Source organism: Rhizobacter terrae (genome assembly GCF_003852895.1).
GTDB lineage: Bacteria > Pseudomonadota > Gammaproteobacteria > Burkholderiales > Burkholderiaceae_C > Albitalea > Albitalea terrae.
This window is the reverse complement of record NZ_QUSW01000005.1, coordinates 136,565-148,815: the sequence shown is the minus strand read 5'-3', so window position 1 is coordinate 148,815 and position 12,251 is coordinate 136,565. Positions and strand designations below refer to the sequence as shown.

The 12,251-nt window shown below is 67.0% G+C and carries 13 protein-coding genes; 8 read left to right on the top strand and 5 right to left on the bottom strand.

Annotated features, from left to right (window positions below):
- Window positions 1-23 precede the first annotated feature (23 nt).
- From DZC73_RS18295 to DZC73_RS18275, 4 genes are all read left to right on the top strand, one after another.
- Complete coding sequence (locus DZC73_RS18295) at window positions 24-629, top strand: hypothetical protein (protein ID WP_124541809.1); 606 nt, start codon at window positions 24-26, stop codon at window positions 627-629.
- A 395-nt stretch (window positions 630-1,024) separates the two neighbouring features.
- Window positions 1,025-2,329: a carboxylesterase family protein gene (locus tag DZC73_RS18285; protein ID WP_124541807.1), complete on the top strand. Its 1,305-nt coding sequence runs from the start codon at window positions 1,025-1,027 to the stop codon at window positions 2,327-2,329.
- Between the two features lie 115 nt (window positions 2,330-2,444).
- Entirely contained in the window at window positions 2,445-3,260 is an 816-nt protein-coding gene (locus DZC73_RS18280) for a class I SAM-dependent methyltransferase (RefSeq protein WP_124541806.1), read from the top strand.
- Between the two features lie 18 nt (window positions 3,261-3,278).
- Window positions 3,279-4,352, top strand: coding sequence for a S1C family serine protease (locus tag DZC73_RS18275; protein WP_124541805.1), 1,074 nt, complete (start codon window positions 3,279-3,281; stop codon window positions 4,350-4,352).
- On the opposite strand, the gene pdxR is transcribed toward DZC73_RS18275, so the two are convergent.
- Window positions 4,349-5,797, bottom strand: coding sequence for a MocR-like pyridoxine biosynthesis transcription factor PdxR (gene pdxR / locus DZC73_RS18270; RefSeq protein ID WP_124541804.1), 1,449 nt, complete (start codon window positions 5,795-5,797; stop codon window positions 4,349-4,351). The two genes, DZC73_RS18275 and pdxR, sit on opposite strands and share 4 nt — an antisense overlap.
- Window positions 5,798-5,896: 99 nt before the next feature.
- On the opposite strand from pdxR, the gene DZC73_RS18265 reads away from it, so the two are divergent.
- A complete protein-coding gene (locus tag DZC73_RS18265; protein WP_124541803.1) occupies window positions 5,897-6,703 on the top strand; it encodes an MBL fold metallo-hydrolase in 807 nt (268 codons plus the stop codon).
- Window positions 6,704-7,015: 312 nt separating this feature from the next.
- Here the strand turns inward: DZC73_RS18265 and DZC73_RS18260 are convergent, their stop codons facing one another.
- Window positions 7,016-7,606, bottom strand: coding sequence for a chalcone isomerase family protein (locus tag DZC73_RS18260; RefSeq protein WP_124541802.1), 591 nt, complete (start codon window positions 7,604-7,606; stop codon window positions 7,016-7,018).
- Between the two features lie 205 nt (window positions 7,607-7,811).
- Between DZC73_RS18260 and DZC73_RS18255 the strand changes: the two genes are divergently transcribed.
- Window positions 7,812-8,855 carry a SphA family protein gene (locus DZC73_RS18255; RefSeq protein WP_124541801.1) on the top strand — a complete coding sequence of 348 codons (1,044 nt, stop codon included), beginning with the start codon at window positions 7,812-7,814 and terminating at the stop codon, window positions 8,853-8,855.
- Window positions 8,856-8,880: 25 nt separating this feature from the next.
- On the opposite strand, the gene cspE is transcribed toward DZC73_RS18255, so the two are convergent.
- The 3 genes from cspE to DZC73_RS18240 form a co-directional block, all read right to left on the bottom strand.
- On the bottom strand, window positions 8,881-9,090 hold the full coding sequence (gene cspE, locus DZC73_RS18250; RefSeq protein WP_124542164.1) for a transcription antiterminator/RNA stability regulator CspE: 210 nt from the start codon (window positions 9,088-9,090) through the stop codon (window positions 8,881-8,883).
- Between the two features lie 110 nt (window positions 9,091-9,200).
- On the bottom strand, window positions 9,201-9,464 hold the full coding sequence (gene infA, locus DZC73_RS18245) for a translation initiation factor IF-1 (protein WP_124541800.1): 264 nt from the start codon (window positions 9,462-9,464) through the stop codon (window positions 9,201-9,203).
- 4 nt (window positions 9,465-9,468) lie between these two features.
- Window positions 9,469-9,675 (bottom strand): ETC complex I subunit, encoded by a 207-nt coding sequence (locus DZC73_RS18240; protein WP_328589521.1) that lies wholly within the window; start codon window positions 9,673-9,675, stop codon window positions 9,469-9,471.
- A gap of 447 nt (window positions 9,676-10,122) precedes the next feature.
- On the opposite strand from DZC73_RS18240, the gene DZC73_RS18235 reads away from it, so the two are divergent.
- Window positions 10,123-11,607: a TIGR02594 family protein gene (locus DZC73_RS18235; protein ID WP_124541799.1), complete on the top strand. Its 1,485-nt coding sequence runs from the start codon at window positions 10,123-10,125 to the stop codon at window positions 11,605-11,607.
- Window positions 11,608-11,611: 4 nt separating this feature from the next.
- Window positions 11,612-12,250: a hypothetical protein gene (locus tag DZC73_RS18230; protein ID WP_124541798.1), complete on the top strand. Its 639-nt coding sequence runs from the start codon at window positions 11,612-11,614 to the stop codon at window positions 12,248-12,250.
- Window position 12,251 lies beyond the last annotated feature (1 nt).

Below are 12,251 nucleotides of genomic sequence, written 5' to 3'. Positions count from 1 at the left end.
CACTTCGCACCCAGGATACAAACATGCTGCCCGCCCACTACGTTTGCACCAGTTGCAGCACGAAGTTTCTCTTCGAGTTTCGTGAGGCGGACTACTACCTGGGTACCGGGGAAATCGGCGGTGAAGTCACCGACAAAGACCTGCTGGCGGTGCCTCTTCGCCCAGCATGGTGCAGGGACTGTGGATGTGTCTGTCCGGTAGAAGACATTGCACCTCTGCGTACGTTCGAAGCAGCCTACGGGGCCGTGCGCAGAGGTCTCGCCTTCGACTATCCGTTTTCGTCTGAGCATGGAGACTCCTCCGAACACCTCGAAGCGGTCGAGGCCTACCTGCGTTGGAGGACGGGGCGTCGGCACGCGGCACGCGCCCTGTGTTGCGGCGGATCGAACTTCCTGTTGATGGATGTCGCGACTCCACTGTTTAAACACGCGGAATGCGATTTCGGTGTGGTCGAACCGGCCACGGCTTTCCTCGGTTCCTACAACTGGTCGCCGGGTATCTCCGGCCCAAGCAACACCCGCCTCTACACGACCGAGGGAGAGTTGATCGGGCTGCGCACTTGGCTACACACTGACAGAAGCTCGTGGAGCGTCGAGAAGCTAAGCTATCCACGGCACACCAGCGAGTAAATGACCCCCACCTCACTACGCCAAGCCCTGGCTCATCTCCGAGCCGGCCAGTGGACCGAAGCGCATGACCTGGCGCAGCAGGACAACTCGGCCCTGGGCGCGTGGCTCCATGGAATCCTGCACCTTCAGGAAGGCGACCTTGAAAACGCCGAATACTGGTTTGGCAGGGCGAGACGCGACTTTCGCAAGCGAGGCACCGTAGAGCAGGAGCTGGCAGCCTTCGAGGCTGCCCTTCCTCTCTAGAACTCCGCCGGTCCTTCGCAGCAACCGCGGACCAGCCCGACCACCGACGGGCGTGTGTCACCAGGTATCGCCCTTGGACTCACAAGGTTCTGCCTAGGCAGTTGCCTCCGGGCCGCCTACGCTTCCTCCCCACGCCAACAGGGAGACACATCATGGCGACACACCTCGGCCCTCTCGTCCGCCTGACCTTCGGCCTGACTCTCGCGCTCGTCACGCAGCTCACCCACGCCCAATCCACCTGCAGCACCGACGACCCCGCGCTCGACGACACCCTCATCGCCCACCCCTACGAAGCGAACGTCTCCCCCTACCCGCTCGGCCACTGGCTCTACACCCCTGCCGGCTACTCGAACGCAGCCTGCAAGACCTATCCCCTCCTCGTCGTCCTCCACGGCCTCGGCGAGAAATGCCCAGCGCATCCCCTCTCCGCCATCAACACCTCCAACACCAACTCCCCCGGCTACCAGATCCAGAAGCGCACCGCCTACACCGACCAGCGCCCCTTCCTCGACGGCCTGATCCTCGAACCCCAGACCTGCGACAGCAGCTGGACCGCCGCCAGCGTCGACGCGATGGTCGAGTACATCAAGACCACCCACCGCGTCGACCTGGACCGCATCTACGTCACCGGCCTGTCCCTCGGCGGCGGTGGTACCTGGACCTATGCGGCCGCCCACCCCACCAAGGTCGCTGCCATCGTGCCCATTGCCGGCACGGAGAAGGCCTTGTCGTCCATCCAGGCCGCGAGCCACGTGCCGACCTGGGCCTTCCACAACTTCAACGACACCAACGTGGGCCCCGGCCTGAACCCGCCCACCGATCTCTTCCGCTGCAAGAGCTACACCCACCGCATGTGCACCATCGAGCACATCGACCGCATGGTTCCCTTTGCCAACACCTACGTGATGGCCGGCTACTCCGCCGACGGCGGCGCCACCATGGCCGCCACCGACCGCACCGCCTCGCTCATGCCCGGCGGCGATCTGCTGCCCACGCAATGGGTGTGGGATTCATCAGCCTACCCGCTGGGCCTGCCGTCGACCATGCAGTTCACGCTGTTCGCCAAGTCCGGCCACGGCGGATGGCAGGAGGCCTACGCGATGCCGCAGATGTGGCAGTGGCTGTATGCACAGCGGCGCCCGCCGGCCACCACGCTGGTCATCGGCTCGCCGTCCGTCGCGCCCACCACCGTCGGCGTGAACGACGGCAGCACCATCACCATCACCGCCAAGATCAACACCGCCAGCAGCCTGGCGCAGATGTGGGTCGACCTGAAGAAGCTGGGTGGCGCGGGCCAGGTGCGAATGTCGCTCGTCAGCGGCACCACCAACACCTACCGTGCCGTGGTCGCGCTGCCGGCCAGCGGGCTGAGTGCGGGCGTCAAGGGCATCGGCATCACGGCCATCGACACCGCTGGACGCAGGACCATCAAGTACGTCACCCTCACCTTGCAGTGAAGCGGTTCCACCCAGGCCCTAACCGTTGGGATGCCCAGCGAGCGGGGCTTGGGTTTCAATGCAGGATGCGCCCAGCAACGCAGGATCATTCCTGGCTGTCCAAAGGAGCCCCCGCATGAACCAGCCCAAGGCTGATGCCATCTTCGCCGGCTCCGTGCCGGAGCTCTACGACAGCCTGATGGTGCCGCTGATCTTCGAGCCCTATGCCGAAGACATCGCCCGCCGCGTCGCGGCCCTGAACCCGAAGCACGTCCTCGAAACCGCCGCCGGCACCGGTGCCGTGACGCGCGCTCTGGCCCGGAGCCTGCCGCCCCATGCCGAGCTCACCGCCACCGACCTCAACCAGCCCATGCTGGACCGGGCCGCCGCCGTCGGTGCGCAACGGCCTGTCGCGTGGAAACAGGCCGATGCGATGAAGCTGCCTTTCGACGACGAGAGCTTCGACGTGGTGGTCTGCCAGTTCGGCGTGATGTTCTTCCCCGACCGGCCGCATGCATACGCCGAAGCGCGGCGCGTGCTGCGTCCGGGCGGCACCTTCATCTTCAATGCCTGGGACCGCATCGAGGAGAACGAATTCGCCCACACCGTGACCAAGGCGCTGGCCACGCTCTTCCCGACCGACCCGCCGATGTTCATGGCCCGCACGCCCCACGGCTACCACGACCGCGTGCGCATCGCCGCCGATCTGGCGCAGGCTGGCTTCACCACGACCGCGCTCATCGAGCGCGTAACCGCCCGCAGCCGTGCCGCATCGGCCGAGGTGCCGGCCATGGCCTACTGCCAGGGCACGAACCTGCGTGGCGAGATCGAGGCGCGCGGCGGCACCCTGACGGATGCGACCGCCGCCTGCACTCGGGCGATCGAAACGCTGTTCGGGTCCGGCGAGGTCGATGGCAAGATCCAGGCGAATGTCGTGACCATCAGGCGCTGAGGTGCCTGCGCTTCGCCCATGAGACTGTCCACTGTCCTCTTCGTCGCCCTGTTCGCGCTCTCTCCAAGCCTGCAAGCCCGCCCGGCCGCCCCACCGCGCGCCATCACGCCGCGAGGCCCGCTGGCGGCGGAGGAACTCAACAACATCGCCGTCTTCAAGGCGTCCTCGCCGTCGGTCGTCAACATCACCGCGCTGGGGTTGGAGCGCGACTTCTTCTCGCTGGACGTGCAGCAGGTACCCCAGGGTACCGGTACGGGCTTCGTGTGGGACGTGCAAGGGCACGTCGTCACCAACTTCCACGTCATCCAGGGCGCGAGCGGTGCGCGGGTGACGCTGGCGGACCAGTCCAGCTACAAGGCCGAGCTGGTGGGTGCCTTCCCCGACCGCGACATCGCCGTGCTGAAGATCGCTGCGCCGGCAGCCAAGCTGCGCGCCCTGCCGGTGGGCAGCAGCCGTGACCTGCAGGTGGGGCAGAAGGTCTATGCCATCGGCAACCCGTTCGGGCTGGACCAGACGCTCACCACCGGCATCGTGAGCGCGCTCAACCGCGAGATCGAGTCGGTGACGCGGCGCACGATCAAGGGCGGCATCCAGACGGACGCGGCCATCAACCCGGGCAATTCCGGCGGGCCGCTGCTGGATTCAGCCGGGCGTCTGATCGGCGTGAACACCGCCATCTTCAGCCCCTCGGGCGCGAGCGCGGGCATTGGTTTCGCGATCCCCGTCGACGAGGTGAACCGCATCGTGCCGCGGCTCATCCGCGATGGGCGCATGGTGCGGCCGTCGCTGGGCGTGACGGGCGGCGGCGCGGAGATCAACCGCGCGCTGGGGCTGCCCAAGGGCGTGGCGCTCTTGCGCGTGCAGCGCAACGGGCCGGCGGCGCGCGCGGGCCTGAAGCCCTTCACGCGCGGCGACAACGGCATCGTGCAGGGCGACGTCATCACGGCGGTCGACGACGAGGCGGTCGAGACCATGGACGACATGCTCACGGTGCTCGAACGGCTGGAGCCGGGCAACCCCTGCACGCTCACGATCTGGCGCGCGGGCGCCACCCGCAAGCAGACGGTGACGCTGGCGGAGTCCGAAGACTAGGCGTGGCGCTTCATCACGCGCAGCAGCCCCTGCAGCCCTTCCACGATGGCCGGCTCCTCGATGGCGCCGTAGCCGAACATCAGGCCCGCAGGCCCGCGCCGCAAGGCGTAGCGTGAGATCGACCTGACACCGATGCCTACTTCTCGCGCACGGGCGACGACGCCGTCAACATCCCACTCGCCCACCGCCAGCGCGGCGATGTGCAGGCCCGCGGCACCCGGCACGGGCCGCAGCCAGCGCGAGAAATCACGCTGCAGGCCGTCGAGGATGAGCTGCCGTCTCGCGCCATAGACCTGCCGCATGCGCCGCAGGTGGCGCATCAGGTGGCCTTCGGCGATGAAGGCGGCGGCGGCTTCCTGCAGGATCACGTCGGTGTGCGAATCGGCATGCCGCTTGGCCGCGACCAGCGCCGGCACCAGCGATGGCGGCGCCACCATGAAGCCCAGGCGCGCCGTCGGGTAGAGGACCTTGGACAAGGTGCCGACGTAGACCACGTCGCCATGGCGGTCCAGCGTCTGCAGCGCATCGAGCGGGCGGTCGTCGTAGCGGTACTCGGCGTCGTAGTCGTCCTCGATGACGAGGGCGCGTTCACGCCGCGAGAAGTCGATGAGCGCGGCGCGGCGCTGGCTGGAGAGGATGCAGCCCAGCGGGTATTGATGGGAAGGCGTGACGTAGACGAGGTCGACGCCGGTCTTGAGTTTGTCCACGCGCAGGCCGTCGTCGTCCACCGGCGTGGGCATGAGCCTGGCCCCGGCGGCAGCGAAGGTCACGCCGGGTGGCGAGAAGCCCGGGTCTTCCACGGCGATGCGCGTTTGACCGGGGATGACCAGCGTCCGCGCCAGCAGGTCGAAGGCCTGCTGCGACCCGTTGACGACGATCACCGACTCCGCATCGCAGGCCACCGCCCGCGTGTGGGCCACGTGGCGGGCAAGCGCAGCCCGCAGGCTGGCCTGACCTTGCGCCTGTCCGCGCGGGATGCGTCCTTGCGACAAGGCCCTGACGCTGCGCGCCAGCAGGCGGCCCCAGATGGCGTGGGGGAAGCGCACGGCATCGGCGATGCCAGGTGCGAACTCGATGCGTGCGGGCGGCGGGTTGGGATCCATGCCCTCGAGCCGCACGTGGGCGCCGGCGCTGAGGGTGCGCGGCTTGGCGGCATCGCGCCGCACGGCCGCCTTGCTGCGCGCAATCTCGGCCACGAAGTGCCCGGACGCCGCACGCGAAGCGATGTAGCCCTCTGCCAGCAGCAGTTCGTACACCGCCACCACGGTGTTGCGCGACATGCCCAGCTGCTGCGCCAGGTCGCGCGTGGATGGCAGGCGAAAGCCCGCATGCAGCCGCCCTTCGATGATCGCGTCGCGCAGCTGTCGGTGAAGCTCACGCAGCCGCTGGCGCGAGCCGGGTGGGGGCAACTGCAGATCGACGGGAAGGTCTGGCAAGGCGGACATGGCGCACCATCAATTGGACCAGTAGATTCTGTCAGAAGTGGATCTTTTGCAGGTCCATCGTCAGGCCGATGATCACTCCATCGACCAGGAGGATCACCCATGCCCCGCTACATCTGCGCCGGCTGCGGCCTGCAGCACGAAGACAGCCCCGAACCGCCCGCCGCCTGCGCGGTGTGTTCAGACGAGCGCCAGTACGTCTTGCCCACCGGCCAGCGCTGGACCACGCACGAAGAAATCGCTTCGAACCATCGCGTGCGCATCGAGCGCGACGGCTCCTTGCTCGGCCTGGGCATCACCCCCAGCTTCGCGATTCCGCAGCGCGCGCTGCTGGTGCCCGATGGCACGTCGAACATCCTCTGGGACTGCACGAGCCTGGCGACGGACGAAGCGGTCGAAGCAATCCAGGCCGCAGGCGGCGTGCACACCATCGCCATTTCGCACCCGCACTTCTATTCATCGATGGTGGAATGGAGCGACGCGCTGGGCGGCGTGCCGATCTACCTGCACGAGGCAGACCGCCAATGGGTGCAACGCCGCACCGCCAACATCGAGTTCTGGCGCGGTGACAGTTGCCAGTTGTCGGACTCACTCACCCTGCTGCATTTGCCGGGTCACTTCCCCGGCAGCGCATCACTGCATTGCGCCCAAGGTCCGGACGGCCGATCGCTGTTGCTGGCAGGTGACTCGGTGCACGTGGCGCAGGATCGGCGGCACGTGACCTTCATGTACAGCGTGCCCAACTACATCCCCATGCATCCGGATGCGGTGGTGCGGATTGCTTCGCGGTTGTCGGAATATGAGTTTGACGACCTCTACGGATTCACTTGGGGGCTGAACATCTTCGGTGATGCCAGCTTGGCGGTGAAGAGGTCGCTTGATCGGTACTTGGCTGCTGTGGGGCGGTGAGGTCGGGATTTCTCGTCGAGCCAAGCCTTCGCCACTTGAGCGGCAGGCGGCATGGGCCAGGGGCTGCGTCTGTGGCGGCGAGCAGCGCAGCACCGAGGGGTGGCGTGCGCAGCACGCTTCGTCTTCTAGCTTGCCGCGGCTGTTTGAGCGCAGCGCACCGCAGGGGCGCGTAGCGAGTTCCGCGGCACACCCCTCGGTGCGAGCAGCACAGCGAAGTCGGCGCTACGCGCCGACCGCCACAGCCGCAGCCCCTGGCCCATGCCGCCTGCCGCGGCCCCACCAAACGGAAGCGAAAGAAATCTCAGCCGAAGATCACTTCCCCGAAGGCAGCCCCAGCAACGCATCCCGCGTGCTGCCCCGAACCTTCGGCCCGATCCAGACCTTCATCATCATCGGGAAGAAGGCCTCGCCCTTGATGGTGTCGCCGATCTTCTGCCCGTTGAGGTTGAACTGCGTCGACTGCGTCGCAGGGTCGTAGTCGATGACCATCACGTCGCCCTTGAACACCTTGGCCCGGTTGCCGAACACGACCCCCAGCTGCGCCGTCTGCATGATGTTCGCGGCGAAATCTTCCGCGGCGTTCTGGCGGATGCGGTCCAGCATCGCGTTGGAAAGATCGCGCGCCGACACGTCACGCAGCATGTAGAACTGGATGCGCTTGGCGCCCTTTTCGGCCACCGCTGCTTCCATCGTGTTCTGCTTCTTCGGCAGGTAGAAAGCGACCGCCGTGGACTTCGTCGACAGGATGCTCGATGTCGCCGCCCCGTTCAGCACCAGGTTCGCACCATTGACAGAGGCTGCATCGGAAAACTTGAACCCTTCCACGTCCACATCGGCGGCCAGGGCCATGGAGCCGATCACGGTCAGACAAATCGCGGCGAGGAAACGGAAGAGGTGTCTCATGATGGTCTAGACAAGTTGTGATGCACCCCTGGACGCGGTCGCGTCGGGGCAGCGAATTACAACTTGGCCGGACGCCCCGCGATAGGGCAAACCCGTGGGGTCGGTTCTCTATTTGGTGCACATCGTGAAGGTTCGCACACCGATGTTGTGCACTTGGCTGGCACCATGCCGCCGCTGAATCACAACACCTTTTCCGAGGAACTCCATGACCCCGTCGACCCCTGCCTTCGCGAAGTCTGCGAAGGCCCGAACCCGTGTGGCCGCCGCGCTGGCCCTGCTGTGTGCCGCGCCGGCATTCGCCACCGAAGGCAGCCAGGTCCGCGCGCTGCTGGGCGCGCCGTCCTATGAACTGGCCACGCCTCAGTTCCCGGGTTGGTATGGTCAGCTCTGGCTGCAGCACTACGAAGCCACCAAGCTGCGCGGCGACGACGGCAACGCCGCCACCACCAGCACCACCCTGCCCGGCCTGGGCACGGTGCCGTTGGCGGTCGAAGGCAGCATCCGCGCCAACGTGCTGGTGCCGCGCGTCACCTACGTAAGCGAGAAGATCGTGCTGGATGGGCGCCTGGGTTTCTCGGCCACGCTGCCCATCGTGCAGCAGACCACGCATGTGAACCTGATTCCCACGCTGCCTGCCGGACTGCCGGCCGGCACCGTGGCCGCCGTGCAAGCCGCCATGGCGGCCGAAAGCGCGCGCCGCTCGGGCAGCCACACGGGGCTGGCCGATCCTGAACTGGCAGCCTTCGTCGACTGGGCGCAGGACGAGTCGCGCATCGTGGCGGGCGTCGCGGTGAACGCGCCGCTGGGCGACTACGACAAGGATCGCGCCGTCAACACCGGCTCGGGCAAGTACTGGACGATCAAGCCGCTGCTCGTCGCCTCGCGCGTGTGGGAGAACGGCTTGGAAGTGGGGCTGCGCGCCACCTATTCGTTCAACACCACCAACCGCGACACCGACGTGCGTTCGGGCCAGTACGTCCACGCCGACTGGGCCGGCATGTTCCGGATGAACGACCAGTGGCGCGTGGGCCTGCAAGGCTACGTGCTCAAGCAGACCACCGCCGACAGCGGCCCGGGTGTGGCGGCCAACGGCAACAAGGTGCAGGCCCTGTCGGCCGGCCCGGTGGTGGGCTACATCAGCGAAAGCGGCAGCTGGGCGCTGGACGTCAAGGTGATGCAGGAATTCTCGGTGCGCAACCGGCCGGAAGGCACCACGAGCTGGGTGCGCCTGAACCTGCGCCTGGACTGAAGCCAGGCGCAGTCGGCGCTGCCCGTCAAAGCGTGCGGATCTTCGAGGCCTGGGGACCCTTCTGGCCCTGGGTCACTTCGAACTGCACGCGCTGGTTTTCCAGCAACGTCTTGAAGCCGTCGCCCAGGATTTCCTTGAAGTGCGCAAAGAGATCCTTGCCGCCGTTGTCGGGCGCAATGAAGCCGAAGCCCTTGCCCTCGTTGAACCATTTCACGGTACCAGTTTCGGTGGTCATGTCGTCATCCCTGATTAAGTGGGTGGAGTAAATGCCCCAGCTGTCGCTGGTGCGGGTCAGCAGCGATCCGACGTGGACGCTGAAGTCTTGAATGGAGTCAGTGCCGCGATTCATCGGCGCGGCGTGTACCTCGACGCCGACGGCGGACCGCGGCGTTCGAGGTGGCGGAACGTGATGCGCCCCTTGCTCAGGTCGTAGGGCGAGAGTTCCAGTGAGACGTTGTCGCCGGCGAGGATGCGGATGTGATGCTTGCGCATCTTGCCCGCGGTGTAGGCAATGAGGGTGTGCCCGTTTTCGAGGGTCACCCGGAATCGTGAGTCCGGGAGGATTTCGTTCACGACACCGTGCATCTCGATGAGTTCTTCCTTGGCCAAACGCTCACTCCTCAAAGGTGGATCGATGGGCGGCGCGCGCTGGCGGCGCACCGATGTAGGCAAGGCCCTGCGCTCGCGCGTGGTCTGCCGCTTCTTCACGTGAATCAAACACGTTGTTCAGCCGCAGCACGCGGTCGTGCGTGGCGCGGCCTGAGCCGGAACGGATGGAGACCGAGGCCTCGTAGCGGCCGCTGCCGACCGGGCGGGTCAAGGGAGAAACGAGGTATCTCCCGACCTGGATGGAGGTATGGATAAAAAGTCTTTCGTGGCCGGGCCCGTCATCGGGGCGGCCGGGGGTCAAAGAGGGCATGCCCTGGGGCACGCTGGCGGCGGATGAGCTCTGTCCCGCGCGGCTGTCCAGCAGGGGTAGTCGCTGCGGGACAGGGGCCACCAGACGCCGAGGTTGCCAATCAACAGGGGCTGGTGAGGAAGGAGATCAACTCGTGATCTCAGCGCATCCGGCCTGCTCTGTGAAGCATCGGCACCAGACGCGTCGAAGGCCCAGAGTGTACCACCCGGTCTCGAACAACCCTGTGGCGGGGCCTTTGCGGCCGGCAACGGACAGCTAGGGCACACCCTAGCCAGGGCACGCACCATCTGTCTTCGGGAATTCCCACGGCCTAGCCTGCACCCTCTTGCGTCCCAGGAGTGCGCCGCCATGACGACCTTGCAGTCCACGTCCGCCGTCCGCCACAGCCCGCTCGCCGCATTCGATGGCGGCGGCACCGTGCATCACATCCGCCACGGCGAGACGCTGTCGGGCATCGCAGCGGCGCACGGCGTGAGCGTCGAGGCGATCATGCGGGCCAATCCGCAGATCCACGACCCGGACCGCATCTATGCCGGCGACACGCTGCACATTCCTCCCGCATCGCATGGCGAGAGCAGCAGTGGGCAGCCCGCCACGCACCTCATCCGCCCCGGCGAGACGCTTTCGCAGCTCGCGCGCAGCTTCAACACCGACATCGCCACGCTGGTGCGGCTCAACGGCATCCGCAACCCGAACCAGATCTACGCCGGACAGCTGCTTCGGCTGCCTGGTGCCTCCGGCCACGGTTCGACGGGCGGCACCTCGCCCACCCCGAGCGGCACACCACAACCGGGCCACCCCACGGGCAACTGGATGGCCATCGCCCGCGGCGAGATGGGCCAGGCCGAGATCGCCGGCTCGCGCAACAACCCGCGCATCGTCCAGTACCACCAGACCACCACGCTGCATGCGAAGAACGACGAAACGCCGTGGTGCTCGTCGTTCGTGAACTGGACGCTGGAGAAGGCCGGCTTCAAGGGCACCGACAGCGCGGCTGCCATCAGCTGGGCGCACTGGGGCCAGAAGGTGAATGGCCTGTCACAGGGCCGCGAGGGCGACGTGGTGGTGATCCGCAACCGGTCCACCGGCCAGGAGCACGTGGGCTTCCTCGTGCGAACGAATGGCCACCAGTTCACGCTGCTGGGCGGCAACCAGAGCAACCGCGTGAAGGAGTCGACCTTCAGCACCGGCAGCTACGAGGTGGTGGCGGTGCGCCGGCCGCCGGCTGCCGCGGCTGCATCGCCGTCCACACCCACGGGCGGCGGCAAGGGCATCAGCGAGGCCGACTACCAGCGTGTCGCCCGCGACCTGGGCGTGGACGTCGCGGCCATCAAGGCCGTGGCCGACGTCGAGTCCTCGGGCAGCGGCATGCTGCCGTCGGGCAAGCCGAAGATCCTCTTCGAGGCGCACATCTTCCACCGCGAGACGGGTGGGCGTTTCGATCGATCCAACCCCAACCTCTCCAGCCCGACCTGGAACCGGTCGCTGTACGGTGCGGGCGGCGAGCATCAATGGGAGCGGTTCGAGGCCGCCTACAAGCTGGACCCGGCCGCGGCCATCAAGGCGACCTCGTGGGGACGCTTCCAGGTGATGGGCTTCAACCACCAGCGCGTGGGCTACCCCACGCCGCAGGCCTTCATGGCGGCGATGAAGTCCGGCGAGGGCAAGCAGCTCGACGCCTTCGCGGCCTTCATCCGCACCGATTCCAAGCTGCTCACCGCACTGCGCAACCACGACTGGGCCAGCTTCGCCTACCGCTACAACGGCGCGGGCTATGCGCAGAACCACTACGACTCGAAGATGGCAGCGGCCTACGCGAAGTTTGCGCACTGACCGGGTGGCATCGACCTTGCGGCGCCTGGGCCTGGCGCTGGTGATCGGCGCGTCGCTGGCCGAGGCGGCGCAGCCGGCCAAGCCTCTGGCGCAGGCGCAGATGGAGGCCCTGGCGCTGGCAGGCGAGACCGCCGTTCGCCATGCACGCCTGGCTGCGCACGATGAATCGCCGCTGCGCTTCGAGTTCCATCGCCGGCAAGCCTTCGTCGTGAAGCTGGGCGATGTACCGGTGCAGGTGATGTCGCTGTCGTGGTGGCCGCAGTCGGGCGGCGACGCGCACTGCGCGCTGGTAGTGAAGTCGGCGAGCGCCACATCCCAGCATGCCGACGTGCCCGTCATCGACGCCCTCGCCGGTGCCGCCGACGATCCGCCGTGGTCCTGCGACGGCGAACCCGCCTTGCGCTTCACCGACGTGAACGATGACGGCTGCACCGACCTCGTCGCGCTGTTCCCGATGCGGCCGCCCTCGGGCGAGCGCTTCTGGCAGCCGGTGGTGCTCACCTGCACGGGCAAGGGCTCGCTCGCATTCGAGCAGTCCCTCACGAAACAACTCACCGGCCACCAGCCCCTGCACGATCTGCAGCAGGCGGTGCAGTGGCTGAAGCCCCGAACCGACTCAAGTTCACGCCCGGGCAGCCGATAAG

Bases quoted from the DNA above. Each gene is read 5' to 3' on its own strand.
- DZC73_RS18275 (WP_124541805.1), top strand. From the start codon at position 3,279: ATGAGACTGTCCACTGTCCTCTTCGTCGCCCTGTTCGCGCTCTCTCCA.
- pdxR (WP_124541804.1), bottom strand. From the start codon at position 5,797: ATGTCCGCCTTGCCAGACCTTCCCGTCGATCTGCAGTTGCCCCCACCC.
- DZC73_RS18295 (WP_124541809.1), top strand. From the start codon at position 24: ATGCTGCCCGCCCACTACGTTTGCACCAGTTGCAGCACGAAGTTTCTC.
- DZC73_RS18255 (WP_124541801.1), top strand. From the start codon at position 7,812: ATGACCCCGTCGACCCCTGCCTTCGCGAAGTCTGCGAAGGCCCGAACC.
- DZC73_RS18280 (WP_124541806.1), top strand. From the start codon at position 2,445: ATGAACCAGCCCAAGGCTGATGCCATCTTCGCCGGCTCCGTGCCGGAG.
- DZC73_RS18285 (WP_124541807.1), top strand. From the start codon at position 1,025: ATGGCGACACACCTCGGCCCTCTCGTCCGCCTGACCTTCGGCCTGACT.
- cspE (WP_124542164.1), bottom strand. From the start codon at position 9,090: ATGACCACCGAAACTGGTACCGTGAAATGGTTCAACGAGGGCAAGGGC.
- DZC73_RS18235 (WP_124541799.1), top strand. From the start codon at position 10,123: ATGACGACCTTGCAGTCCACGTCCGCCGTCCGCCACAGCCCGCTCGCC.
- DZC73_RS18260 (WP_124541802.1), bottom strand. From the start codon at position 7,606: ATGAGACACCTCTTCCGTTTCCTCGCCGCGATTTGTCTGACCGTGATC.
- DZC73_RS18265 (WP_124541803.1), top strand. From the start codon at position 5,897: ATGCCCCGCTACATCTGCGCCGGCTGCGGCCTGCAGCACGAAGACAGC.